We start from the raw sequence: 24,047 nt of genomic DNA on the forward strand, positions 1-24,047 counted from the left end.
CATTCCGAACCCGGAAGCTAAGCCTCACAGCGCCGATGGTACTGCAGGGGGGACCCTGTGGGAGAGTAGGACACCGCCGGACTCCTTTTAGTCAAGAAGGCCACCCATCGTTGGGTGGCCTTCTTGCGTTAACGGGCCGCGCCGCCTTGCGTTAACGGGCCGCGCCGCCTTGCGTTAACGGGCCGCGCCGCCGAACCTGCGCGCGCAGGGCACGGCCTCAACGCGTCGTGCGGGCCTCGAGAAGCGCTGCCGCCTCGCGGACCTCCGTGGCCAGTGCTGCGTCGCGGCCGTCCTGCGGTGCGTCACGGCTGTCGCCGGCCCAGGTGACCGCCACCGCAGCGACAGGCCATCCTGTGCGATCCGCGACGACGGCACCGACGGACCGCAGGCCGTCCGCGACCTCGCCGTCCTCCGTGGCGTACCCGCGCTCCCTCACCTGCCGCAGCAGCTCACGCAGCTCCGACGGCCGACGAGGACCGCGACCCGTCCGGTCCGGAAACGCCGAGGGCCCGGGATACAGCGCCCTGATCTGTTCACGGGGCAGCGCGGCGAGCATGGCGCGGCCCGTCGCCGTGAGATGAGCGGGGAGGCGCACTCCGACATCGGTGACCAGGGCCGGGCGTCGGGCCGCACGTTCTTCCACGATGTACAGCACGTCACTGCCGCTCATCACGGCGAGGTGCGCACTCTCTCCCAGGCGGTCGGAGAGCGCCGCGACGATCGGCCGGCCGAGACGGGCGAGCGGTTGCTGACGGGCATACCCGCCCGCGAGCTCGAACGCGGCGGTGCCGAGCGCCCACCGCTGGTCGTCGCGAAGGTGGATCACGAAGCCCCGGGCGGCCAGCGTGTTCAGCAGGTGATAGACGGTGGACCGCGGAAGCCCGAGCTCCCGCGCGATCGCCGACGCAGCGACCGGCGCCGGACGGGTGGCCAGGTGGCTCAGGATCCGCAGCGTCTGGTCGGCGGCCGGCACGCTCGTACCGGCCACGGCGGGCTCGCTGCTGTCTGGGATCACAGACACAGGATCTCACGAAGACACCGCGCGACGGGGCCGTCGGGTGTGGAATCGGATCCATGAGCTTTTCCACCCCCGTCGTCGTCGGTCGCGGTCCCGTGTCTCTCGCGGATGTCGTCCGCGTGGCTCGTCACGGAGCACCCGTCATCGTGCCCACCGATGCCCTGGAGCGGGTCGCCGAGACCCGTCGTGTGATCGACGGGCTCGCGTCGGATCCGCACCCGCACTACGGAGTGTCGACCGGCTTCGGCGCGCTGGCCACGACGTTCATCGCGCCCGAGCGTCGTCTGCAGCTGCAGGCGAGTCTGATCCGCTCGCACGCCGCCGGTACCGGTCCGGAGGTCGAGCGCGAGGTGGTCCGCGGACTGCAGCTGCTGCGCCTGCAGACCCTCGCCTCCGGTCGCACCGGGGTGCGGCCCGCGGTGGTGGAGACGTACGCGGCGCTCCTCAACGCCGGCATCACACCGGTCGTGCGCGAGTACGGCTCCCTCGGCTGCTCCGGCGATCTGGCGCCCCTCGCCCACATCGCGCTCGCGACCATGGGGGAGGGGGACGTGCGCGACGCGCAGGGCACTCTCGTTCCCGCCGCCGACGCCCTGGCTGCCGCGGCGATCGCTCCGCTGACACTGGTCGAGAAGGAAGGCCTCGCGCTGATCAACGGCACGGACGGCATGCTCGGCATGCTGGCGCTGGCCCTGCACGACCTCGACACACTTCTTCTCACGGCTGACGTGGCCGCGGCGATGTCGATCGAATCGCAGCTCGGTACCGACGCCGTCTTCGCTGCGGACCTGATGGCGCTGCGCCCGCAGGCGGGACAGTCGATCTCGGCGGCGCACCTTCGCGCGCTGCTCGCCGACTCGCCCATGGTGGCCAGCCACAAGGGGCCGGAGGATGGACGTGTGCAGGACGCCTACTCCCTCCGGTGCTCTCCGCAGGTGCACGGGGCCGCCCGGGACACGGTCGCGCACGCCGAGACGATCGCGCTGCGTGAGCTCTCCAGCGTGATCGACAACCCTGTCATCACCCTCGACGGCCGCATCGAGTCCAACGGCAACTTCCACGGCGCACCCGTCGCCGCCGTGCTGGACTTCCTGGCCATCTCGGTCGCCGACGTCGCCTCGGTGTCGGAGCGCCGCACCGATCGCGCGCTCGACCCCGCGCGCAGCCACGGACTGCCGCCCTTCCTGGCCGCGGAGGTGGGCGTGGACTCGGGCCTCATGATCGCCCAGTACGCCGCGGCGGGCATCGTCTCCGAGCTCAAGCGCCTGGCCGTGCCCGCCTCGGTCGACTCGATCCCGTCGTCGGCGATGCAGGAGGACCACGTCTCGATGGGCTGGGCGGCCGCCCGCAAGCTGCGCCGTGCGATCGATGGACTGTCGCGCGTGCTCGCGATCGAGATCCTCACGGCTGCGCGAGCCCTCGATCTGCGCGCGCCCCTCGAGGCCGGAGCCGCGACCGGCGCCGTCCGCGACCTCGTGCGGACCGTCGCCGCCGGTCCGGGCCCCGACCACTACCTCTCGCCGGACATGGAAGCCGTGACCGCACTCGTCCAGTCGGGCCAGGTCGCCCGCATCGCAAAGGAGCACATGCATGAGTGACACCGTCGAACCAAAGAGCCGCACCGTCCGCGCACCGCGAGGGAACACCCGCACCGCCAAGAGCTGGGGCGCGGAAGCCGCCAAGCGCATGCTCATGAACAACCTCGACCCCGAGGTCGCCGAGCACCCCGAAGAGCTCGTGGTCTACGGCGGGACGGGCCGCGCGGCGCGCAGCTGGGCCGCATACGAGGCGATCGTCCGCACGCTCGACGAGATCGAGCCCGACGAGACGCTGCTCGTGCAGTCGGGCAAGCCGGTCGGCGTGTTCCGCACGCACGAGTGGGCGCCCCGCGTGCTCATCGCGAACTCGAACCTCGTGGGCGACTGGGCCACGTGGCCCGAGTTCCGTCGGCTGGAGGAGCTCGGGCTCACCATGTACGGGCAGATGACCGCGGGGTCGTGGATCTACATCGGCACGCAGGGGATCCTGCAGGGGACGTATGAGACGTTCGCGGCCGTCGCCCGCTCGCTCGGACGCGATTCGTTGCGCGGCACTCTCACGCTGACCGCCGGCGCCGGGGGAATGGGGGGCGCGCAGCCCCTCGCCGTGACGCTGAACGAGGGGGCCGTGCTGATCGTCGACGTGGACGAGACCCGGCTCGCGCGTCGCGTCGAACACGGCTACCTCGACGAGTACACGCACGACCTCGACGCCGCCGTCGCCCGAGCGGTCGCCGCGAAGGACGCGGGACAGGCGCGCTCCGTGGGCGTGGTCGGCAACGCCGCCGAGATCTTCCCCGAGCTGCGGCGCCGCGGAGTGCCCATCGACATCGTGACGGATCAGACCAGCGCGCATGACCCGCTCGCCTACCTGCCCGTCGGCGTATCCGTGGCGGACTGGCGAGCCGAAGCCGCGCGGGACCCGGAGGAGTTCACCCGACGGTCGCGGGCGTCGATGGCGGCGCACGTCGAGGCGATGGTCGGGTTCCTCGACGACGGGGCGGCCGTGTTCGACTACGGCAACTCCCTCCGCGCGGAAGCCGAGCTCGGCGGATTCGACCGCGCGTTCGCGTTCCCCGGCTTCGTACCCGCCTACATCCGTCCCCAGTTCGAGGAGGGTCGAGGGCCCTTCCGCTGGGTTGCGCTCTCCGGCGACCCCGCCGACATCGCGAAGACCGACCGCGCGATCGCCGAGCTGTTCCCGCAGGACACCGCCCTCCGTCGCTGGCTGGACAAGGCCGGGTCCTCCGTGCAGTTCGAGGGCCTCCCGGCACGCATCTGCTGGCTCGGCTACCAGGAACGGCACCTCGCCGGGCTGAAGTTCAACGAGATGGTGGCCTCGGGGGAGCTCTCCGCGCCGATCGTGATCGGTCGTGATCACCTCGACGCCGGGTCGGTGGCGTCGCCGTACCGCGAGACCGAGGCGATGAAGGACGGCTCAGACGCGATCGCCGACTGGCCGCTGCTCAACGCGCTGCTCAACACGGCCTCGGGCGCCTCCTGGGTGTCGCTCCACCACGGCGGCGGCGTCGGCATCGGGCGCTCGATCCACGCGGGCCAGGTGACCGTCGCGGACGGCACGGACCTCGCGGCCGAGAAGCTCGCGCGAGTGCTGACGAACGACCCGGGGACGGGTGTGATGCGGCACGTGGACGCCGGGTACGAGCACGCCCGCGAGGTGGCGCGCGAGCGCGGCCTGACGATCCCGATGCTCTGACCCGCCCGGACCAGGAGACCGCATGCCCACGCTCATCACCCGCATCGGCGAACTCACCACGAACGTCGCGAGCGACCGCGATCCCTGCGGTACCGCCGTCGACGCAGCCGTGCTCCTCGACGAGGGGCGCGTCGTCTGGACGGGCCCCGCTGGCGATGCCGCGGCGCGCACCGCCGGGCTGGCAGACCTCGAGGTCGTGGACGCTGCGGGACGTGCCGTGATCCCCGGGTTCGTCGACAGCCACAGCCACCTCGTGTTCGCGGGCGACCGCGCCGCCGAGTTCGAGGCCCGCATGGCGGGACGCCCGTACACCGCCGGAGGCATCCGCTCCACCGTGGCCGCGACCAGGGCCGCGACGGACGCCGAGCTGCGGCTGCGGCTGCGGCGGTTCCGCGACGAGATGCTCGCGCAGGGCACCACGACCGTCGAGATCAAGAGCGGGTATGGGCTGAGCGTCGAGGACGAGGAACGGCTCGTGCGGCTCGCCGCCGAGATCACGCCCGAGGTCACGTTCCTCGGAGCGCACGTCGTGCCACCGGAGTACGCGGATCGCGCCGACGAGTACGTGGACCTGGTGGCGGGTCCCATGCTCGACGCCTGTGCGCCGCACTCCCGGTGGATCGACGTGTTCTGTGAGACCGGCGCCTTCACCACCGCGCAGTCGCGGCGTGTGCTGGAAGCCGGCATCGCCCGGGGACTGGGCGCGCGGGTGCACGCCAGCCAGCTCGGCCCCGGCGCGGGGGTGCAGCTCGCCGTCGAGCTCGGCGCCGCGTCGATCGACCACGGCACCTACCTGACCGATGCGGACGTGGCGGCGCTCGCCGGATCCGACACCGTGCTCACCCTGCTGCCCGGGGTGGAGTTCTCGACGCGTCAGCCGTACCCGGACGCGCGACGACTGCTCGATGCGGGGGTGACCGTGGCGCTCGCGTGCGACACCAACCCGGGGTCGAGCTTCACCTCGTCGATGCCGTTCTGCATCGCCGTGGCCGTGCGCGATATGGGCATGACCCCGGCGGAAGCGGTGTGGGCGGCCACGGCCGGCGGCGCCCGCGCCCTGCGCAGAGACGACATCGGCACGCTCGCACCGGGTGCACGCGCGGACCTGGTGCTGCTGGAGGCGCCGAGCCGCGTGCACCTGGCCTACCGCCCCGGCGTTCCGCTCGTGCACCGGGTGTGGAAGGACGGCGTCGAGGTCGGCTGACCGCCCGCGCTCCGGCTCAGGAGCGGACAGCGTCCGCCGCGGACACCCTCGCCGGCCTCGCCGGCACGAACCTCATCGGCGAAGCGCGAGCCCGGTCAGCAGCTCCAGCACGCACAGGGCAGCGAGTCGCACCGTCCGCGCGTCGGCGGCATCGGCGGTCGCGTCGACCTCGGCGACGTCGGCGCTCACGACGCGGGGATCCGACCCCACGGCACGCGTGAGGGCGCGGAGCTCCCACGCCTGCAGCCCACCGGGGACGCTCGCCGGACAGCCGGGAGCGACGGCGCGGTCGCACACGTCCACGTCGATGTCGAGGTGCACGCGCGGGTCGGGGCCCGCCCCCGCGATCTCCAGCGCCTCGGTCACCACGTCGGCGGCACCCCGCCGCCGCAGCTCGTCGAGCGTGATCACCCGGATGCCCCACTCCGAGGCGCGCCGGACGTAGGCGACCGAGTTCGCGAAGTCCGCGATCCCGATCTGCACGACCCTGGTGGGGTCGAGCCGCGTCGTCGGCAGGAGCGACGCCACCGGGGTGTCCTCGACCAGGCGCCGCACCGGGCTGCCGTTGGACACGCCGTCGCGGAGGTCGAAGTGCGCGTCGAACGTGATGAGCCCCGTGGCCCGCGCACCGAGAGCGACCGGGTACGTGAGGGAGTTGTCTCCGCCGAGGGCGACCACGAGCTCCGCCCCCTCCGAGAGCTCTCGCACGCGGGCGATCACCTCCGCCTCCCCCGCGGGCCCGTCCGGCTCGGCGATGTCACCGGCGTCGGTGATGCGCAGTAGCTCGTTCAGGTCGCGGGGCGGCGGACCCATCAGCGCGGTGCCGTAGCGGGGAAGGGCCTCGCGGATCGCGGCGGGCGTGGCGTGCGCTCCGGTGGGCGACAGCGAGGTGCGCCAGGTCGGCACGCCCAGCAGCACGGCGTCGGCCGCGGCACCGAACGCGGGCCAGGATCCGGCACGGGGCCAGAGCGGGTCGTGGGACAGTGCCATGTCAGACTCCCGGGATCAGGGCGTGCGCGAGCGTGAAGATCGCCAGGCCCGCGAGCGCGCCCACCACGGTGCCGTTCAGGCGGATGTACTGCAGGTCCCTGCCCACCATCAGCTCGATCTTCTCGGTGGTCTCGGCGGGGTCCCAGCGCTCCACGGTGTCAGTGATGATCGAGGCGATGTCATGACGGTAGCGCTCGACCAGGAAGACCGCGGCGTCGGACACCCAGGTGTCGACGCGACGCTGCAGGGCGGCGTCCGTGGTGAGGCGCTCGCCCACCTCCTGCAGCGCCTGCACCGCCCGGCTCCGCAGTCCGCTCTCCGGATCGGCGAGCGAGGTGAGCAGTCCGTTCTTCGCGGTGTTCCAGGCCTCGGCGGCCAGCGCTCCCACCCGGGGGCTGTCGAACAGCGACGCCTTCGCGTTCTCGAGCTTCGCGCGGGTCGCCGGGTCGTTCTGCAGGGCGTCGGCCAGCCGGGCCAGATAGCCGTCGACGGCCAGGCGTGCCGGGTGGTGCGGATCGGCCTGCACGGCGCGCACGAACTTGAGGGCCTCGTTGTACACCGTGTCGTCGACGAACCGATGCGCGAGCTTCGGAACCCAGCCGGGGAGGCGTCGCGACACGAGCCCGGTGAACGAGGTGGCGTTGGCCTCCAGCCAGCGCTCGATGCTGTCGGCCGCCAGGTCGACGGCGCCGTGGTGCGCCTCGGACTCGACGATCTTCTCCAGCCAGGCCCCGGCGGGCGGACCCCACTCCGGCGCCACGAGGTACTCACGGGCGAGATCCGTGAGCAGGTCACGGACGTCGTCGTCGCTCAGGGCGTTGAGCACCGCCGTCGCGATCGTCGCGCCCTCCGCGGCGACGCGTTCCGCATGGGGCTCCTCCCGCAGCCACTCGCCGGCGCGGCGCGCGATCGCGGTGGTCGACAGCTTCGTGCGCACCACGTCGGCGGCCAGGAAGTTCGTCTCCACGAACTCGCCGAGCGTACGGCCGATCTCGTCCTTGCGGTTGGGGATGATCGCCGTGTGCGGGATGGGCAGCCCCAGGGGGCGACGGAACAGCGCCGTGACCGCGAACCAGTCCGCGAGAGCACCGACCATGCCACCCTCGGCCGCCGCGCGCACGTAGGAGAGCCAGCCGACGCGTTCCTGGAACGCGAAGGCGATGACGAACGCGAGGGCCATGAACAGCAGGGCGCCGAGGGCGACGGCCTTCATCCGCCGCAGCGCTCGCCGCCGTTCCTGATCGGCGAGGGAGAGCAGCGTCGTGGGTGTTCGCGGCATGACGTCATCCTTTCACGGGGCGAGTACCCTCGATACGTGATCGAAGACATCAAGAAGCGCGCCCTGCATCGCACGAGCATCCTCGAGGGTCAGATGCGCGGCGTCGCGCGGATGATCGAGAACGAGGAGTACTGCATGGACATCATCACGCAGTCCCGGGCGATCCAGCGCTCCCTCGAGTCTCTCAACCGCTTGCTGCTCGAGAACCACCTGCGCACGCACGTGACCCACATGTTCGAGGAGGGCGGCGAGGAGCGCGACAAGGCCGTCCTGGAACTGCTCAAGGCGTTCGACTTCGACTCCAAGTAGCCCCGCCGGCCGCCCGGCTCCTCAGCCGGCGGCCACCTCGTCCGCCACGGCCAGCGCCTCGTCGATCACCCGCAGCCCCCGCCGCAGCTCCTCCTCCTCGATCACCAGCGGCGGCGCGATGTGCACGCGGTTGAAGTGCGTGAACGGCCAGACCCCTGCGCGTCGAGCGGCCGTGGCGAACGCGACCATGGGCGCAGCGTCGGCACCCGCGGCGTTGAACGGCACCAACGGCTCCCTGGTCTCCGCATCCCGCACGAGCTCGACCGCCCAGAACAGCCCGCGCCCCCGCACCTCGCCCACGGACGGGTGCCGTTCGACCCAGGAGCGCAGGGTCGGCTCGACGACGCGCTCGCCGAGGTCGCGGACGCGCTCCAGGATCCCGTCCCGGCGGAACACCTCGAACGTCGCGACGCCGGCCGCGCACGCCAGCGGATGCCCGGAGTACGTGAGCCCGCCCGCGAACGGCATCGTGTCGAACGCGCGGGCGATGCGGTCGGAGATCACGACACCGCCGAGGGGCACGTAGCCCGAGTTCACGCCCTTCGCGAAGGTGAGGAGGTCGGGCTGCGCGCCGAACGCGTCGATGCCGAACCACTCGCCCAGGCGTCCGAACCCCACCATCACCTCGTCGGCGATGTAGACGATGCCGTAGCGGTCGCACAGCTCGCGCACCCCCGGGAGGTAGCCGGGCGGCGGCACCAGCACGCCGTTCGTGCCGACGACCGTCTCGATGATGATCGCCGCGATCGTCTGCGGTCCCTCGAGCTGGATGGTCTGCTCCAGGTGGGCGAGGGCGCGCTCGGCCTCCTGCTCCGGCGTCTCGGCGTGGAACGGGGAGCGGTACAGGTACGGGCCGAAGAAGCGCACGGCTCCCGCGTCGGCGGTGTCGTTCGCCCAGCGGCGGGGGTCGCCCGTGAGCGAGATCGCGGTCGAGGTGGAGCCGTGGTAGCTGCGGTACATCGACAGCACCTTGCGGCGCCCGGTGGACTGGCGTGCCATGCGCACCGCGTACTCGTTCGCCTCGGCGCCGCCGTTGGTGAAGAACACCTTCTCGAAGCCGTCGGGCGCCACCTCGGAGATCAGCCGGGCGAGCTCGCCGCGGACGTCGTTGGCCATGGCCGGCTGGATGGTCGAGAGCCGCCCCGCCTGCCGTTGGATGGCGGCCACGAGGTCGGGGTGCTGGTGACCGAGGTTCAGATTGACCAGTTGGCTGGAGAAGTCGAGGTAGGCGTTGCCGTCGTAGTCCCAGAACGTGGAGCCGTGCCCCGCGGCGACGGGCAGCGGATCGATCGCGGCCTGCGCGCTCCAGGAGTGGAAGACGTGCGAGCGGTCGTCGGAACGCACGCGCGCGTCGGCCGCCGCATCGGGCAGGGGAAGGGTGGCGCCGTGCCGATCGGTGTAGGTGGTCATGAGTCGTGCCCTCCGGTCGCGGTGGTCAGTGGTTGCTCGGAAAGCCCAGGTCGATCTGGGAGGGGGTGTGGTCGGGCCAGCGGGTCGTGACGACCTTCGAGCGGGTGTAGAAGTGGATGGACTCGGGACCGTAGATGTGGGAGTCGCCGAACAGCGAGTCCTTCCATCCGCCGAACGAGTACCCGCCGATCGGTACAGGGATCGGCACGTTCACCCCCACCATGCCGACCTCGACGTCGAACTCGTACTGGCGGGCGGTGCCGCCGTCGCGCGTGAAGATCGCGGTGCCGTTGCCGTAGGCGTTGGCGTTCACGAGGGCGACCGCGTCGGCGTAGGTGTCCACACGGACGACCGACAGCACCGGGCCGAAGATCTCCTGGTCGTACGCGGCCATGCCGGGACGCACATGGTCGAGCAGGCTCACGCCGAGGAAGAACCCGTCGGAGTCGAACTCCTGCCCCGTGCCGTCGACGACGACCGTCGCGCCCTCCGCCGGTGCGCCGTGCACGTACGAGGCGACCGCGTCACGGTGCTCGCGCGTGATGAGCGGTCCCATGTCGCTCGCGGCGTCGGTGCCGGGGCCGATCCGGAGTCCGCCGATGCGTGCGGCGACCGCGGCCACCAGGTCGTCGGCCACGTCGCCGACCGCGACCAGCACGGACACCGCCATGCAGCGTTCACCCGCGGAGCCGTAGGCGGCGGACACGGCCGCGTCGGCCGCGGCGTCGAGGTCGGCATCGGGCATCACGACCATGTGGTTCTTCGCGCCGCCGAGCGCCTGCACCCGTTTGCCCGCGGCCGACGCCCGCCGGTAGATCGAGCGCGCGATGGGGGTGGAGCCGACGAAGCTCACCGCATCCACGCGGGGCGAGTCGAGCAGGGTCTCGACGGCCTCCCGGTCGCCGTGCACGACGTTGAGCACGCCGTCGGGGAGCCCGGCCTCCCGGAACAGCTTCGCGAGCCAGACCGCCGCGGAGGGGTCCTTCTCGCTGGGCTTGAGCACGACCGTGTTGCCGCACGCGATCGCGGACGCGACCATCCACAGCGGCACCATGACCGGGAAGTTGAACGGGGTGATGGCCGCCACGACACCGACCGGCTGCTTGACGGAGTGCACGTCCACGCCGCGGGCGACCTGTTCGCTGCGCTCGCCCTTGAGCAGGTGCACGAGCCCGGCGGCGAACTCGACGTTCTCGATGCCGCGCGACACCTCGCCCGCCGCATCGGAGAGCACCTTGCCGTGCTCGGATGTCACGATCGCCGCGAGCTCGGACGTGCGGTCGGCGAGCAGCTGCCGCAACCGGAAGAACACGTCGGCGCGTTTGATCAGGCTGGTGGCCCGCCACGCGGGGAGCGCCGCGGCCGCGGCGGTGACGGCGGCCTCGACTTCCGTGGCGTCGGCGAGCGCCACCTGCTTCGTGATCCGGCCCGTCGCGGGGTCGTACACGGGGGCGGTGCGGCGTGCCGCCGCGGTCTCGCTGCCGTCGATGATGTGTCGGACGATGTCCACGGTTCCTCCGCTGGGTGATGCGCGTGACCGGACACTCTGACCGGCGCTCGCTACGCTGGGTGCGAGTCCATGGTCACAGAGCCGGCAGGAGATGCGGAGTGTCAGAACGTCGGGAGTTCTCCCCGTCCGAGACAGATCGTCCGGAGCGACACGGATCGCCGCTGCTGCGCGTGGCGGACGTGGTCGCGCTCCCCGTGGTGCAGGACGGTGCGCCGCGCGTGCTCGTGGGTGGGGCGGCGCTGGACGCGGGCGTGCGCTGGGTGCACGCATCCGACAATGCCGGGGTCGCGCGGTTGCTCGACGGGGGAGAGCTGCTGCTGACCACGGCGGCCGCCTGGCCGCGCGACGCCCGCTCGCTGCGCGCGCTCGTGCGCGAGCTGGCCGCGGTCGGCGTCTCCGGGGTCGTGGTGGAGCTCGGCGACCGGATGTCGCGCGTGCCGGACGCCGTGGTCGAGGCGTGCGCGGAGGCGTCGCTCGCCCTGGTCGCGCTGGCCGGAGAGGTCAAGTTCGTCACCGTGACGGAGGCCGTGCACCGCGCACTGATCGACGCGCAGACGGCGGCCCTGCGCGAACGGCAGCGACTGCACGAGCTGTTCACGGCCCTCAGCCTGCGGGGAGCCCCGGCGGACGTGATCGTGACCGAGACGGCCCGCGCGCTCGACGCGCCGGTCGTGCTGGAGAACCTGGCGGGAGAGGTGATCGCCACCGAAGCGCTGTCCCGTCCGGTCGCCGAGGTGCTCGCGCTGGCCGCCGACGGGGCGTCCGAGCGGGTACCCGTGCAGGCGAGGGGTGTGCGCTGGGGGTCGCTCACGGCACTCGTGGGGCCCCCGCACCCGGCCGGTCGGCTCACGGTCCTGGAGCTGGGGGCCACCGCGCTCGCGTTCGGATGCCTCGCCGACGGAGCGGCCGAATGGACGGTGCTCGCGCATCGCACGCTGATCGACGACCTGCTGGGGTCGCGGTTCGCGCGCGTCGACGATGTCGCGGCACGGCTCGCCCGTCTGGGGTTCGACGTGGGCGGGCGTCCGGCGTGCGGCGTGGTCGTGCGCACGTCCGAGGCGGCGGACCGTATCCGAGCCCGCGCGACCGCGGAGGGGGTGGCCGCGCTCGCCGCCCGACGCGACGACGCGGTCGTGCTCCTCGTCGTCCCGCCAGCCGGAGGTCTGAGCGACGCCGCCGCGCGCCGCATCGCCGGCCCCGCGGTCGCGGTGATCATCGGTCAGCCGGCCGACGACGTACCCGGCCTCCTCGCGTCCACCAGGGCTGCACTGGAACTCGCCGCCCGGGCCCCGGAGGACGCCGCCGACACCGTGCGCCGCGTGGCCGACCGTCCGCTGGCGCAGCTGGTGGCGGCGCTCGGCGATGACCGCCGACTGCAAGAGCACGGCGAACGCATGCTCGCGCCGCTGATCCGCCACGACCGGGAGCGCCGCGGGGATCTGCTCGACGTGCTCGCCGCGCTCGTCGCCCACCCGGGGAACCGGTCGGCGGCCGCGACGGCGAGCCACCTGTCCCGCTCCGTGTTCTACCAGCGGCTCGCGGTCATCGCAGATCTGCTCGCCGTCGACCTCGACGACGGCGAGGTGCTGGCGGCGCTGCACATCGCGCTGCTGGCGCGGCCCCGCGGAGCCCGAGAACGTTCCTGACGCCGCACGGCGTGGCTCAGAGCACCGCCTGCGCCCGCGTGAGCACGTCCCGCAGGATCTGCGTGATCTCGCGGAACTCCGCGGGTCCGACGGTCAGCGGCGGGGCGAGCTGGATGACCGGGTCGCCGCGGTCGTCCGCCCGGCAGTACAGCCCGGCCTCGAACAGCGCGGGCGAGAGGAAGCCGCGCAGCAGCCGCTCCGACTCCTCCTCGTCGAACGTCTCCCGCGTGGCGGTGTCCTTGACCAGCTCGATGCCGAAGAAGTACCCGTCGCCGCGCACGTCTCCCACGAGCGGGAGGTCGAGCAGTGTCTCCAGCTCCGCGCGGAACACCGGCGAGTTCTCCCGCACGTGCGCGTTGAGCCCTTCCTCGTCGAAGATCGCGAGGTTCTCCAGGGCCACCGCGGCCGACACGGGGTGGCCGCCGAACGTGTAGCCGTGCGGGAAGGAGACATCGCCCTGCGCGAACGGCTCGTACACGCGGTCGCTCACGATCGTGGCGCCGATGGGGGAGTAGCCGCTGGTCATGCCCTTGGCGCACGTGATCATGTCGGGCACATACCCCAGCCCCGTGCAGGCGAAGGTGTGCCCGAGCCGTCCGAACGCGCAGATCACCTCGTCTGACACCAACAGGACGTCGTGCCGGTCGCAGATCTCGCGCACGCGGGCGAAGTAGCCGGGCGGCGGGGGGAAGCAGCCGCCCGAGTTCTGCACCGGCTCGAGGAACACGGCCGCGATGGTGTCCGCACCCTCGAACAGGATCATCTCCTCGATGCGGTCGGCGGCCCAGCGCCCGAACGCCTCGAGGTCGTCGGCGGGCGCGCCCATCTCGGCCGCACGATAGAAGTTAGTGTTGGGCACGCGGAACCCGCCAGGGGTGACCGGCTCGAACATCGCCTTCATGGCGGGGATCCCCGTGATCGCGAGGGCCCCCTGCGGGGTGCCGTGATACGCGACGGCACGCGAGATCACCTTGTGCTTGGCGGGCTTCCCCTGCAGCTTCCAGTAGTGCTTCGCGAGCTTGAAGGCCGTCTCCACCGCCTCGCCGCCGCCCGTGGAGAAGAACACGCGGTTGAGGTCGCCGGGCGCCTCGTCCGCCAGCCGGTCCGCGAGCTCGATCGCCGCGGGGTGCGCGTACGACCACAGCGGGAAGAACGCCAATTCGGACGCCTGCGCCGCCGCGGCCTCGGCGAGCCGGCGCCTGCCGTGTCCCGCGTTCACCACGAACAGTCCCGCCAGACCGTCGATGTACTCCCGGCCCTCGATGTCCCAGATGCGGTGCCCGTCGCCCCGGACGATGATCGGCACGCCGGAGTCCGCCATGGTCGACTGGCGGGTGAAGTGCATCCAGAGGTGATCCTTCGCCATGGACTGCAGCGCGGACGCGGACGGCACGGAGCGCGAGGTCATCGGGTCCCCCAGTTGTAGAGCTGCTTCTGCAGCTTCGCGTAGATGAACGTCTCGGTCGACAGCACGCCGTCGATCGGACGGATCACGTCGTTCACGAGGGCCAGCAGGTGGTCGTCGTCTTCGCACACGACCTCGACGATCACGTCGAACGAGCCCACCGTGATGACGACGTAGTCGACGGCGTCGATCTCCGCGATCGCCTCCGCCACGTGCCGGGCGTCCCCGGCCACACGGATGCCGATCATCGCCTGGCGGTGGAAGCCGAGCTGCATCGGATCGGTGACCGCGACGATCTGCATCACGCCGGTCTCGGTGAGCCGCTGCACGCGCTGGCGGACCGCTGCCTCGCTGAGGCCCACCACGCGGCCGATGTCGGAGTAGGAGCGACGCCCGTCGTCCTGCAGCAGCTCGATGATGGTCTTGGAGATCGCGTCGAGGGCGGAGTTCTTCTTCGCCGGTGCCATGCTGCGATCCTGGCACTGGCGGCGGTCATGGACAACCGGATCCGTCGAATCTGAGTGACCGACCTGCACGATCCGTGCGTTCGGTCAGGCCTCCACGGGTCCGAGCCAGGCGCTGGCCGCGGTCGCGTGCGCCGACTCGGGGTCGGACGGATGGAACATCCCGGCGAGGACATCGCGGTACAGCCGGGAGAGCTCGTTCCCGGAGAAGTAGGACCCGCCGCCCGCCACCAGCATCGCCTCGTCGACCACGCTCTTGGCCATCGTCACGGCACGGTGCTTGAGGCCGGACAGGGCGGGGAACCAGCGCGGCCCGTGGTCGACGCGCTCGTCCACGTCGCGCGCGAGCGCGGCGATCTGGGGCGGCAGCGCGTCGTACGCGATCGCCATGTCGGCGATGCGCCAACGGATGTCGGGGTCCTGGCTGTACGCGGCGCCGCTCTTCTTGGAGCGACGGGTCTGCGCCGTCGCGACCGCCAGCTCCAGTGCGCGGCGGGCGATGCCGGTGTACACCGACGCGAGCAGGATCTCGAACACGGAGAAGATGCCGAAGACGATGGGGTCGGCGCTCGGGCCCTGGTCGATCCGCCGGACCACGTGCGCGGCGTCGGCGACGGCGCCGTCGAGCCGCGTCGTCCTGCTCTGCGTGCCGCGCATGCCGAGCGTGTCCCAGTCGTCCGAGGTGGTGACGGCGTCGGTCCGCTCGACGAACGCGAACACGAGCTTCGGGGCGTCCGCGCTGGTGGTGTCCAGGCCGTGCAGTCCGAGCCTGGTCCAGACGGGCGCGAGCGAGGTGAAGATCTTGGTGCCCGTGAACGCGTAGCCCCCGTCGGCGTCGGGCACCGCGGCCGTGTCGCTGCCGAACAGCACGAGGTCGTTGCCGCCCTCGCTGATGCCGAACGCGAACACCTCGCCGGCGACCGCGCCGTCCTGCACGAACTCGAGCCCGGGAACACCCCGGTCGGAGAAGACCTTCGCGACCCCGGTCCACACCAGGTGCATGTTGATCGCGAGGGCCGTGGCGGGGGCCGCGCCCGCAAGACGCTGCTGAAGGATCGCGGCCTCGGCGAGCCCGAGTCCTGCGCCGCCGCGCTCGACCGGGACCAGGATCGACAGGTAGCCGGCGTCGCGGAGTTCGTCGAGGTCCTGCTGCGGGAACGTGTTCTCGCGGTCGTGGATCGGCGCGCGTTCGCGGATGCGCGCGAGGAGGTCGTCCGGGAGGTAGCGGGTCGGGTCGAACGCGGTCATGCGAGTGCCTCCAGGAGCTGTCGGATCGCTTCCTCCGGGCGGTCGCGATGAAGGGAGTGCCCCGCGCCCGCCACGACCGACATCGTGATCCGCGGGTTGCCGGCGAGCACCTCGGCGGCGAGGTCGCCCGCGAAGATGCTGTACACGGCGGGATCGGCGCCGATGACATGGGTGGGGACGGTGAGACGGGCGGCGTGCGGGCGTACGTCCCACGGCCGGTTCTGCGCGCTGGTCTGCTCCACGGCCCAGGCGCTCGCGCGCCGCACGGCGTCGATCTTCAGCTCGTGGTCCTGCGGGTGCCAGTGCGGGTGCTCCTCCCGGACGACCTCGATCCGGTTGTCGGCGAACGCCCGTTCCTGACTGCGCCGCACGATGCCCGCGTCGCGTCCGTCGACGTGCAGGGCCGGGTCGATCAGCACGAGGCGTCGCGTCCAGTCCGGCGAGCCGGCGGCGGCGACCGTCGCGGCCGCGCCGCCGAGCGAGTGGCCGACGACCGCGTCCCACGGTCCTCCGTCGTCGGGTGTCGTCGCCGCGAGGTCGGCGGCGTACGCGTCGACGGTGTAGTCGAGGGAGCGGGGGGCGTCACCGTGCCCGCGCAGGTCGACGGCGGTCGCGGCCGCTCCGGTCGCCGCGATGGCATCGCCCAGCCGCCACATGAGGGCGCCCGACGAGCCGAGTCCGTGCACGAGAAGAATGCGGCGCGCGGCTGCGGGATCGCCCCACGACCGTCGGGGCAGGGTGAGGGGTGCGGGCATGGCACCAGCCTACGACCGCGGCCGCGGCACCGGTCGGCCCGGCGGGGCTCAGCCGACGCGGCTCAGCGGGGGCAGGTCGGCCGCGATCCGCAGGACCCGGGCGGCGGCGGCGTGCCCGGCGGCCAGGCGTGCGGCGAGGTCCTCGCCCTCGAGCGTCGCCGCGAGGAAGCCGGAGGCGAACGCGTCGCCGGCTCCCACCGGCTCGACCACGTCCACCGTGGGGGCCGGGACGAAAACGGGCTCGGCGTCGTGCGTGAACGCGGTCGCGCCCACGTCGCCGTCCTTCACCACGAGCAGCGCGCAGTGGGGGAGGTGCGCCCGGATCGCGGCCGGTGTCGCGGTGCCCCAGATGCGCTCCGCCTCGTCGCGGCCGACGAAGGCGATGTCGGCGGCGTCCGCGAGTCGCGCGAGCGTCGAGGCCGCGTCCTCCGGGCTCCACAGGGCGCGGCGGTCGTTCACGTCGAACGACACGGTGGCTCCCGTGGCGCGGGCGTCGGCGTACAGCGCATCGACCGCCGCCAGGCAGGTGGGCGAGAGCGCCGGGGTGATGCCGGTGGTGTGCACGATGCGCACGCCCTCGAGCCGGGCGGCGTCGAGGAAACCGGGAGCCATGCGGGAGGCCGCGGATCCGCGCCGGTAGTAGTAGACCGCGGACGACTCGACACCGGGATCCTTGAACATGACCCCGGTCGGCGCGTCCCCGTCGCGCTCGACCCACAGCTCGACCCCGCGACGCTCGAGCTCGCCGGCGAGACGGTCGCCCAGCGGGTCGTCGCCGAGGCGCGAGGCCCAGGCGGCGCGGTGCCCGGCCGCCGCGACGCCGACCGCCACGTTGGCCTCCGCGCCGGCATGGGTGAGGGTCGCGGTGTCGGCGTCCGCGAGCGGTGCGCCGGTGGGGGTGATCAGGGCCATCGACTCGCCGACGCAGACGATCTCGGGCGCGGGGGAGGGGACGGGGAGGCTCATGAGGGGGTGACCGCCAGGGGTTCGGTGTCGGGATGCGGGCTCGCGTCGCGGTGACGCAGGTCGGGGAAGGCGCGGACGAAGACGATGGAGACCAGGAGGCCGACGCCGGCGAAGATCGTGGCGGCGAGGTAGGCGCCGCGCCAGTCGCCGACGTCGACGAGGAAGCCCGCGACGGCGGACCCCGCGGCGGCGCCGATCAGCTGCCCGGTTCCCGCCCAGCCGAAGGCCTCCGCTGTCTCGCTGAACTTGACGCTCGCGGTCGTGATGGCGAACAGGACCGCGAGCGCGGGGGCGATGCCGATGCCCGCCAGGATCAGGGTGCCCCCGAGCCAGAAGACGTTGAGCATGACCATGGTGAGCGCGAGCCCGACCGTGACGATGAGGAGCCGTCGGGCCATGGCCCACGGGCCGATCGGGATGTGGCCGAACGCGAGGCCTCCGGCCAGGCTGCCCGCCGAGAACACCGCGAGGATGAGGCCCGCCGCGAGGCTGCCGTGCTCGAATGTCGCGACGACGCCGACCTCCACGGCCGAGCAGGCGCCGATCAGGAGGAAGCCGATCACGGTGGCCAGCAGCACGGGGGGCTTGAGCACGACCGTGCCGAGAGCGTTGCGGCTGCGCGGGATGCGCACGCGCCCCACCTCGGGGGAGAGGATGAACCACGCGCCGCCGCCCACGAGCACGATCGCGACCAGCAGCAGCCCTTCGGTCGTGCCGATCTGGGTGGAGACCAGGGTGATGACGACGGGGGCGAGCACCCAGATGATCTCCTGCAGCGAGGCGTCGAGCGAGAAGAGCGGGGTGAGCTGACCGGCGTTGACGAGCTTGGGGTAGATCGTGCGCACAGCGGCCTGCACGGGAGGGGTGGAGAGCCCGGCGACCATGCCGAGCGCCATGTATCCCGGCACCGAGAGCGAGAGGACGGCCAGGCCGAGCACGGCGAGCACGCACACCGTCAGGGTGAGGGTGAGCACGCGACGCATGCCCCACGCGCCCATCCAGCGGCTGGTGATCGGCCCGGCGACGGCCTGCCCGACGCTGGTCGCGGCGAGCACGAGACCGGCCGATCCGTAGGAGCCGGTCTGCTGTTCGACGTGCAGCAGGATCGCCAAAGACATCATCCCGTTGGGGAACCGCGCGGTGAGCTGGGCGGCGATCATGCGCCCGACTCCCGGCGTGCGAAGGAGATCCCGATAGCCCGCCACCCGACAACGGTACCGGCCCGCGAGGGGGCTGCGGAGACGGCGTCGGGGACGACACGCCGCGACACGCCCGCGACACGCCGAAGAGCGAATTCCACAGGCATTCGGATGTCCGAGGCCCGGCGTACGGTGCCCCCTGTGGATGGATCTCTCCCAGCGTCTTCCCAGCCGCGATTTCACGCGGTTCGGGAGGGCTGCGAGCGCACCTCCGCCTGTGGAAGAAACGGTGGAGAACCTGTGTTGTATCAGTGGAGAGCGGTGGAAAAACTACACGGATGTAACTACTACCCCTTGTGGTCACTCCGAATGTCCGCACCCATATGTAGTATTGAGATCCCGGCGGGGGCCTGCCGGAGAAACCAGAGATTCGAGGGGAATCAGATGTCGATCACGGTCTACACCAAGCCTTCCTGCGTTCAGTGCAACGCCACCTACCGCGCCCTCGACGCCAAGGGCATCGAGTACGAGATCCACGACCTGTCGGAGGACCCGACGGCCCTGGAGCAGGTCAAGGCGCTCGGCTACATGCAGGCGCCGGTCGTCGTCACCGACGAGGACCACTGGTCGGGCTTCCGTCCCGACAAGATCGACGAGCTCGCCTCCCGCCTGGCGTGATCGGCCATGAGCGCCGTCGCGACCGCAGCGCCGCTCCTGGTCTACTTCTCGAGCGTGTCGGGTAACACCGCGCGCTTCATCGAGAAACTCGGGTTCCCCGCCCGACGCATCCCCCTTCACCGCACGGACGAAGACCTCGTCGTTGACGAGCCCTTCGTGCTGGTCACCCCCACCTACGGTGGGGGTGCGGGGCGCGGCGTCGAGAAGGGCGCGGTGCCCAAACAGGTGATCCGGTTCCTCAACGACGAGCGCAATCGGCGCCACATCCGCGGAGTGATCTCCGCGGGCAACACCAACTTCGGCGACGCGTTCTGCCTCGCCGGCGACATCATCAGCCGCAAGTGCCACGTGCCTCACTTGTATCGGCTCGAGATCTTCGGCACACAGGACGACGTGGATCGCGTGAGCGACGGATTGGAACGACGGTGGGAACTTCAGTGACCGAGACGGTGGCCTTCAAGGTGAACCCCGCATACGAGGGGCTCGACTATCACGCCCTCAACGCGATGCTCAACCTGTACGACGCGAACGGCAAGATCCAGTTCGACGCCGACAAGCGCGCCGCGCGGGAGTACTTCCTGCAGCACGTGAACCAGAACACCGTCTTCTTCCACTCGCTCCGTGAGCGCCTGGACTACCTCGTGGAGAAGGAGTACTACGAGGGTGCGGTCATCGAGAAGTACTCGTTCGACTTCGTGCAGAAGCTCAACGACCTGGCCTACTCCAAGAAGTTCCGCTTCGAGACGTTCCTCGGCGCGTTCAAGTACTACACGAGCTACACGCTCAAGACGTTCGACGGCAAGCGCTACCTGGAGCGCTTCGAGGACCGCGTCGTGATGACGGCCCTCGCCCTGGCCGACGGCGACGAGAAGCTCGCGGTCAACCTGGTCGAGGAGATCATCTCCGGTCGCTTCCAGCCGGCCACCCCCACGTTCCTCAACGCGGGCAAGGCGCAGCGCGGCGAACTCGTCAGCTGCTTCCTGCTGCGCATCGAAGACAACATGGAGTCGATCGCCCGCGGCATCAACTCCGCGCTGCAGCTCTCGAAGCGCGGCGGCGGCGTCGCCCTGCTCCTGTCGAACATCCGCGAGGCCGGTGCGCCGATCAAGCAGATCGAGAACCAGTCGTCCGGTATCATCCCCGTCATGAAGCTGCTCGAAGACAGCTTCAGCTACGCCAACCAGCTCGGCGCGCGTCAGGGCGCCGGCGCGGTGTACCTCAACGCGCACCACCCCGACATCATGCGGTTCCTCGACACCAAGCGCGAGAACGCCGACGAGAAGATCCGCATCAAGACGCTGTCGCTCGGCGTGGTCGTGCCCGACATCACGTTCGAGCTCGCCAAGAACGACGAGGACATGTACCTGTTCTCGCCGTACGACGTCGAGAAGGTCTACGGCGTGCCGTTCGGCGACATCTCGGTCACCGAGAAGTACCGCGAGATGGTCGACGACCCGCGCATCAAGAAGACGAAGATCAACGCCCGCGAGTTCTTCCAGACCGTCGCCGAGATCCAGTTCGAGTCCGGCTACCCGTACGTCATGTTCGAGGACACGGTCAACAAGGCCAACCCCATCAAGGGGCGCATCAACATGTCCAACCTGTGCAGCGAGATCCTGCAGGTGAACACGCCGACCACGTACAACGACGACCTGTCGTACGACAGCATCGGCAAGGACATCTCGTGCAACCTCGGCTCGATGAACATCGCGCTGTCGATGGACGCCGACGACCTCGGCCAGACGGTCGAGACCGCGATCCGCGCGCTCACCGCGGTCAGCGACCAGAGTCACATCGGCTCGGTGCGCTCGATCGAAGACGGCAACGACCGCTCCCACGCGATCGGCCTCGGCCAGATGAACCTGCACGGGTACCTCGCCCGCGAGCACGTGTTCTACGGTTCGGAGGAGGGCATCGACTTCACGAACATCTACTTCTACACGGTGCTGTTCCACGCGCTGCGCGCGTCGAACAACCTCGCCATCGAGCGCGGCACCACGTTCGATGGGTTCGAGGACTCGACCTACGCATCGGGGGAGTTCTTCGACAAGTACATCGAGCGCGCCTGGGTCCCCGAGACCGAGAAGGTGAAGGAGCTCTTCGCCGGCAAGCACATCCCGACGCAGGAGGACTGGGCCGCGCTGAAGGCGTCGATCCAGGAGCACGGTATCTACAACCAGAACCTGCAGGCCGTGCCGCCCACGGGCTCGATCTCCTACATCAACAACTCCACGTCGTCGATCCACCCGATCGCGTCGAAGATCGAGATCCGCAAGGAGGGCAAGCTCGGTCGCGTGTACTACCCGGCGGCGTTCATGACGAACGACAACCTGGAGTACTACCAGGACGCGTACGAGATCGGCTACGAGAAGGTCATCGACACGTACGCCGCGGCCACGCAGCACGTCGACCAGGGCCTGTCGCTGACGCTGTTCTTCAAGGACACCGCCACCACGCGTGACATCAACAAGGCGCAGATCTACGCGTGGCGCAAGGGCATCAAGACGATCTACTACATCCGCCTGCGTCAGCTGGCGCTCGAGGGCACCGACATGACCGAGTGCGTCTCCTGCATGCTCTGACCGGCCTCCGCACCCCAAGGAACAACGAGAAATGACTCCGCACGAACCCCTCAAGCTGGTCGACAGCGTGCAGGCGATCAACTGGAACCGCATCCAGGACGACAAGGACCTCGAGGTCTGGAACCGCCTGGTGAACAACTTCTGGCTGCCCGAGAAGGTGCCGCTGTCGAACGACATCCAGTCGTGGAACACGCTCACTCCCGAGGAGCAGACGCTCACGATGCGGGTGTTCACCGGCCTGACGCTGCTCGACACCATCCAGGGCACCGTCGGCGCCGTGTCGCTCATCCCCGATGCGATCACTCCGCACGAGGAGGCCGTCTACACGAACATCGCGTTCATGGAGTCGGTGCACGCGAAGAGCTACTCGTCGATCTTCTCGACGCTGTGCTCGACGAAGGAGATCGACGAGGCGTTCCGCTGGTCGGTGGAGAACCCGAACCTGCAGAAGAAGGCGCAGATCGTCACGGACTACTACCGCGGCGACGACCCGCTCAAGCGCAAGGTCGCCTCGACCCTGCTGGAGAGCTTCCTCTTCTACTCGGGCTTCTATCTGCCGATGCACTGGTCGAGCCGGGCGAAGCTCACCAACACCGCCGACCTCATCCGCCTCATCATCCGTGACGAGGCCGTGCACGGCTACTACATCGGCTACAAGTTCCAGCGCGGGCTCGAGACGCTCGACCAGGCGCGCAAGGACGAGCTGAAGGACTACACGTTCTCGCTGCTCTACGAGCTGTACGACAACGAGGTGCAGTACACGCAGGACCTCTACGACGGCGTCGGCCTGACCGAGGACGTCAAGAAGTTCCTGCACTACAACGCCAACAAGGCCCTGATGAACCTGGGCTACGAGGCGATGTTCCCCTCGACGGTCACCAACGTGAACCCGGCGATCCTGTCGGCGCTCTCCCCGAACGCGGACGAGAACCACGACTTCTTCTCGGGGTCGGGCTCCTCGTACGTCATCGGCAAGGCCGAGGCCACGGAAGACGACGACTGGGACTTCTGAGTCCCCCGGCCGACGTCGACGATCGATAGGCCCCGCGACCCGCTCACCATGAGCAGGTGGCGGGGCCCTTCCGCGTGGACGTGCACCCGGCAGTCGTCACCGGGCGTCGCGCTCGTCGGCCAACCGGGCGCGGCGCTCCTCCTCGCGCTTGGAGTACGTGGCGGCCCGGATCGCCTCGTCGGACTCCAGGCCGGTGCCCAACGCCCCGCCGACAGTCGCCGCCGACGCGACGAACCAGGTGAGCACGAACAGATCGCCGAACTCGACGGACCGCCCGAGGTCTTCACTCATGACCGCGGGGTCGAGGACGAACAGCGCCCACGCCAGGTTCACGACGTAGAGCGTCAGATAGCAGATGACGATCCCGACGGTGAGGGTCAGCAGCGTCGAGGTGTTGTAGAGACGGGATCGCTCCCGCGCCGCGGGCGAGTCGTCGTCGGGTCGGTCCCACAGCCTGCCGTCGATCACGATCCAGGCGATGATGATCGCGATCGAGGCCACCGTCGCCGCCACCAGGCGCCAGGGCGACAGCGAGAGGGCGAGAGACCACACGGTCGGCTCGATGGTCGCCACCGCGCCGGTGGCGAGGGCGGCGACGAGCGCCGATTTGAGACCCGCGGCGAGCCGCCACGGGCGGTTGGCCAGCACCATGCCCAGGAGCACACGCCCCCGGGCGCTGAGCCGGGGGAGCGGCAGGCGCTGCTCTTCCGGCGAGACGGGTTCAGCCATCCCGTCCACGAGGCCCCGAACCGCGTGTCGTGCGCGGCGCTGCACCCGGAACCCTCCCAGTGCGGGAAGCGACAGGACGGCGGAGCGCCGTCGAGGGTGGACCGCTGCCAGGAGATAGCGGCCGTCGTCGTCGCGGAGCGGAAGCTCGGTGACGCCGATGACGAGGTCCCACCCGTGCTGATCGGCGTGCGAGCGGAGTCGCTCCAGAGCGACGTCCACATCCTCCGACCCGAGGGTGAACGGCTCGCTGACGAGCTCGACGATCCATCCGTCGGCCTCGGCGGCGAGCGGTGGAGTGAGGCCGGTCATCCGGCGCGCAACGGCGGTGGGCGACGCCGGATCCGCGACGAGACCCACTCTGATCGTCTCCATGCGCGGAACCTACACCCGCACCGCGCCGGGCCCAGGGCCTTGACAGCCCCGGACGAGTCCTCCTCCCGCGAGCGCA

Annotated in this window: 21 protein-coding genes and 1 rRNA gene; 10 read left to right on the forward strand and 12 right to left on the reverse strand. The window is 70.7% G+C overall.

Translation table 11 applies throughout. The features are described from left to right. Positions 1-82, forward strand: a 5S ribosomal RNA gene (gene rrf / locus ACFWCH_RS16515); the annotation flags it as partial. 135 nt (positions 83-217) lie between these two features. Here rrf and ACFWCH_RS16520 read toward each other — a convergent pair. Continuing rightward, positions 218-1,021 carry an IclR family transcriptional regulator gene (locus ACFWCH_RS16520; protein ID WP_378803868.1) on the reverse strand — a complete coding sequence of 268 codons (804 nt, stop codon included), beginning with the start codon at positions 1,019-1,021 and terminating at the stop codon, positions 218-220. Between the two features lie 53 nt (positions 1,022-1,074). Here ACFWCH_RS16520 and hutH point away from each other — a divergent pair, with 53 nt between their 5' ends. The 3 genes from hutH to hutI are packed head-to-tail and all read left to right on the forward strand — an operon-like array spanning position 1,075 to position 5,477. Further along, positions 1,075-2,616 (forward strand): histidine ammonia-lyase, encoded by a 1,542-nt coding sequence (gene hutH / locus ACFWCH_RS16525; protein ID WP_378803869.1) that lies wholly within the window; start codon positions 1,075-1,077, stop codon positions 2,614-2,616. Next, positions 2,609-4,273: a urocanate hydratase gene (gene hutU, locus ACFWCH_RS16530; protein WP_136035668.1), complete on the forward strand. Its 1,665-nt coding sequence runs from the start codon at positions 2,609-2,611 to the stop codon at positions 4,271-4,273. Before hutH ends, hutU begins: the two co-directional genes overlap by 8 nt. A 22-nt stretch (positions 4,274-4,295) precedes the next feature. Further along, on the forward strand, positions 4,296-5,477 hold the full coding sequence (hutI, locus tag ACFWCH_RS16535; protein ID WP_378803870.1) for an imidazolonepropionase: 1,182 nt from the start codon (positions 4,296-4,298) through the stop codon (positions 5,475-5,477). 72 nt (positions 5,478-5,549) lie between these two features. Here the strand turns inward: hutI and ACFWCH_RS16540 are convergent, their stop codons facing one another. Together ACFWCH_RS16540 and ACFWCH_RS16545 are read right to left on the reverse strand one after the other, a co-directional pair. After that, the gene (locus tag ACFWCH_RS16540) at positions 5,550-6,467 is read right to left on the reverse strand and encodes an arginase family protein (protein ID WP_378803871.1); all 918 of its coding nucleotides are present in this window, start codon (positions 6,465-6,467) and stop codon (positions 5,550-5,552) included. A 1-nt stretch (position 6,468) separates the two neighbouring features. After that, positions 6,469-7,746, reverse strand: a complete 1,278-nt coding sequence (locus ACFWCH_RS16545; RefSeq protein ID WP_378803872.1) for a DUF445 domain-containing protein — start codon at positions 7,744-7,746, stop codon at positions 6,469-6,471. A gap of 36 nt (positions 7,747-7,782) precedes the next feature. Here ACFWCH_RS16545 and ACFWCH_RS16550 point away from each other — a divergent pair, with 36 nt between their 5' ends. Next, positions 7,783-8,055: a metal-sensitive transcriptional regulator gene (locus ACFWCH_RS16550; protein ID WP_045255889.1), complete on the forward strand. Its 273-nt coding sequence runs from the start codon at positions 7,783-7,785 to the stop codon at positions 8,053-8,055. Between the two features lie 21 nt (positions 8,056-8,076). Here ACFWCH_RS16550 and ACFWCH_RS16555 read toward each other — a convergent pair whose 3' ends face one another. Together ACFWCH_RS16555 and ACFWCH_RS16560 are read right to left on the reverse strand one after the other, a co-directional pair. Beyond that, complete coding sequence (locus ACFWCH_RS16555) at positions 8,077-9,465, reverse strand: aspartate aminotransferase family protein (protein ID WP_378803873.1); 1,389 nt, start codon at positions 9,463-9,465, stop codon at positions 8,077-8,079. 25 nt (positions 9,466-9,490) lie between these two features. Next, positions 9,491-10,975, reverse strand: coding sequence for a CoA-acylating methylmalonate-semialdehyde dehydrogenase (locus ACFWCH_RS16560; RefSeq protein WP_378803874.1), 1,485 nt, complete (start codon positions 10,973-10,975; stop codon positions 9,491-9,493). Between the two features lie 98 nt (positions 10,976-11,073). Between ACFWCH_RS16560 and ACFWCH_RS16565 the strand changes: the two genes are divergently transcribed. Further along, positions 11,074-12,621, forward strand: a complete 1,548-nt coding sequence (locus ACFWCH_RS16565) for a PucR family transcriptional regulator (RefSeq protein ID WP_378803875.1) — start codon at positions 11,074-11,076, stop codon at positions 12,619-12,621. Positions 12,622-12,637: 16 nt separating this feature from the next. On the opposite strand, the gene ACFWCH_RS16570 is transcribed toward ACFWCH_RS16565, so the two are convergent. From ACFWCH_RS16570 to ACFWCH_RS16595, 6 genes are all read right to left on the reverse strand, one after another. Continuing rightward, positions 12,638-14,029 (reverse strand): aspartate aminotransferase family protein, encoded by a 1,392-nt coding sequence (locus ACFWCH_RS16570; RefSeq protein WP_378803876.1) that lies wholly within the window; start codon positions 14,027-14,029, stop codon positions 12,638-12,640. Beyond that, positions 14,026-14,493 carry an Lrp/AsnC family transcriptional regulator gene (locus ACFWCH_RS16575; RefSeq protein WP_136031144.1) on the reverse strand — a complete coding sequence of 156 codons (468 nt, stop codon included), beginning with the start codon at positions 14,491-14,493 and terminating at the stop codon, positions 14,026-14,028. The genes ACFWCH_RS16570 and ACFWCH_RS16575 overlap by 4 nt, the downstream gene beginning before the upstream one ends. Positions 14,494-14,577: 84 nt before the next feature. Continuing rightward, on the reverse strand, positions 14,578-15,738 hold the full coding sequence (locus ACFWCH_RS16580; protein ID WP_136035754.1) for an acyl-CoA dehydrogenase family protein: 1,161 nt from the start codon (positions 15,736-15,738) through the stop codon (positions 14,578-14,580). Then, positions 15,735-16,493 (reverse strand): alpha/beta fold hydrolase, encoded by a 759-nt coding sequence (locus ACFWCH_RS16585; RefSeq protein ID WP_378803877.1) that lies wholly within the window; start codon positions 16,491-16,493, stop codon positions 15,735-15,737. The genes ACFWCH_RS16580 and ACFWCH_RS16585 overlap by 4 nt, the downstream gene beginning before the upstream one ends. Before the next feature lie 48 nt (positions 16,494-16,541). Continuing rightward, a complete protein-coding gene (locus ACFWCH_RS16590) occupies positions 16,542-17,459 on the reverse strand; it encodes a sugar kinase (RefSeq protein ID WP_378803878.1) in 918 nt (305 codons plus the stop codon). Beyond that, positions 17,456-18,619 (reverse strand): MFS transporter, encoded by a 1,164-nt coding sequence (locus ACFWCH_RS16595; RefSeq protein ID WP_378803879.1) that lies wholly within the window; start codon positions 18,617-18,619, stop codon positions 17,456-17,458. The genes ACFWCH_RS16590 and ACFWCH_RS16595 overlap by 4 nt, the downstream gene beginning before the upstream one ends. Positions 18,620-19,042: 423 nt before the next feature. On the opposite strand from ACFWCH_RS16595, the gene nrdH reads away from it, so the two are divergent. Genes nrdH through nrdF form a run of 4 tightly spaced genes read left to right on the forward strand, consistent with a single transcriptional unit; the run spans position 19,043 to position 22,870 of the window. Further along, positions 19,043-19,276: a glutaredoxin-like protein NrdH gene (nrdH, locus tag ACFWCH_RS16600; RefSeq protein ID WP_017202656.1), complete on the forward strand. Its 234-nt coding sequence runs from the start codon at positions 19,043-19,045 to the stop codon at positions 19,274-19,276. Positions 19,277-19,282: 6 nt separating this feature from the next. After that, the gene (gene nrdI / locus ACFWCH_RS16605; RefSeq protein ID WP_136031133.1) at positions 19,283-19,717 is read left to right on the forward strand and encodes a class Ib ribonucleoside-diphosphate reductase assembly flavoprotein NrdI; all 435 of its coding nucleotides are present in this window, start codon (positions 19,283-19,285) and stop codon (positions 19,715-19,717) included. After that, positions 19,714-21,858 (forward strand): class 1b ribonucleoside-diphosphate reductase subunit alpha, encoded by a 2,145-nt coding sequence (nrdE, locus tag ACFWCH_RS16610; RefSeq protein WP_308194380.1) that lies wholly within the window; start codon positions 19,714-19,716, stop codon positions 21,856-21,858. The genes nrdI and nrdE overlap by 4 nt, the downstream gene beginning before the upstream one ends. A gap of 31 nt (positions 21,859-21,889) precedes the next feature. Further along, the gene (gene nrdF, locus ACFWCH_RS16615; RefSeq protein ID WP_136037131.1) at positions 21,890-22,870 is read left to right on the forward strand and encodes a class 1b ribonucleoside-diphosphate reductase subunit beta; all 981 of its coding nucleotides are present in this window, start codon (positions 21,890-21,892) and stop codon (positions 22,868-22,870) included. A gap of 96 nt (positions 22,871-22,966) precedes the next feature. Here the strand turns inward: nrdF and ACFWCH_RS16620 are convergent, their stop codons facing one another. Next, positions 22,967-23,971 carry a hypothetical protein gene (locus ACFWCH_RS16620; RefSeq protein WP_206253023.1) on the reverse strand — a complete coding sequence of 335 codons (1,005 nt, stop codon included), beginning with the start codon at positions 23,969-23,971 and terminating at the stop codon, positions 22,967-22,969. Between the last annotated feature and the right edge of the window lie 76 nt (positions 23,972-24,047).

It is taken from the genome of Microbacterium sp. NPDC060132 (assembly GCF_042729675.1).
GTDB lineage: Bacteria > Actinomycetota > Actinomycetes > Actinomycetales > Microbacteriaceae > Microbacterium > Microbacterium sufflavum.

What these genes read in the sequence shown, in the direction of transcription:
- hutH (WP_378803869.1), top strand. Translation starts at nt 1,075, where the DNA reads ATGAGCTTTTCCACCCCCGTCGTCGTCGGTCGCGGTCCCGTGTCTCTC.
- hutU (WP_136035668.1), top strand. Translation starts at nt 2,609, where the DNA reads ATGAGTGACACCGTCGAACCAAAGAGCCGCACCGTCCGCGCACCGCGA.
- hutI (WP_378803870.1), top strand. Translation starts at nt 4,296, where the DNA reads ATGCCCACGCTCATCACCCGCATCGGCGAACTCACCACGAACGTCGCG.
- ACFWCH_RS16540 (WP_378803871.1), bottom strand. Translation starts at nt 6,467, where the DNA reads ATGGCACTGTCCCACGACCCGCTCTGGCCCCGTGCCGGATCCTGGCCC.
- ACFWCH_RS16545 (WP_378803872.1), bottom strand. Translation starts at nt 7,746, where the DNA reads ATGCCGCGAACACCCACGACGCTGCTCTCCCTCGCCGATCAGGAACGG.
- ACFWCH_RS16555 (WP_378803873.1), bottom strand. Translation starts at nt 9,465, where the DNA reads ATGACCACCTACACCGATCGGCACGGCGCCACCCTTCCCCTGCCCGAT.
- ACFWCH_RS16570 (WP_378803876.1), bottom strand. Translation starts at nt 14,029, where the DNA reads ATGACCTCGCGCTCCGTGCCGTCCGCGTCCGCGCTGCAGTCCATGGCG.
- ACFWCH_RS16575 (WP_136031144.1), bottom strand. Translation starts at nt 14,493, where the DNA reads ATGGCACCGGCGAAGAAGAACTCCGCCCTCGACGCGATCTCCAAGACC.
- ACFWCH_RS16580 (WP_136035754.1), bottom strand. Translation starts at nt 15,738, where the DNA reads ATGACCGCGTTCGACCCGACCCGCTACCTCCCGGACGACCTCCTCGCG.
- ACFWCH_RS16585 (WP_378803877.1), bottom strand. Translation starts at nt 16,493, where the DNA reads ATGCCCGCACCCCTCACCCTGCCCCGACGGTCGTGGGGCGATCCCGCA.
- ACFWCH_RS16590 (WP_378803878.1), bottom strand. Translation starts at nt 17,459, where the DNA reads ATGAGCCTCCCCGTCCCCTCCCCCGCGCCCGAGATCGTCTGCGTCGGC.
- ACFWCH_RS16595 (WP_378803879.1), bottom strand. Translation starts at nt 18,619, where the DNA reads ATGATCGCCGCCCAGCTCACCGCGCGGTTCCCCAACGGGATGATGTCT.
- nrdH (WP_017202656.1), top strand. Translation starts at nt 19,043, where the DNA reads ATGTCGATCACGGTCTACACCAAGCCTTCCTGCGTTCAGTGCAACGCC.
- nrdI (WP_136031133.1), top strand. Translation starts at nt 19,283, where the DNA reads ATGAGCGCCGTCGCGACCGCAGCGCCGCTCCTGGTCTACTTCTCGAGC.
- nrdF (WP_136037131.1), top strand. Translation starts at nt 21,890, where the DNA reads ATGACTCCGCACGAACCCCTCAAGCTGGTCGACAGCGTGCAGGCGATC.
- ACFWCH_RS16620 (WP_206253023.1), bottom strand. Translation starts at nt 23,971, where the DNA reads ATGGAGACGATCAGAGTGGGTCTCGTCGCGGATCCGGCGTCGCCCACC.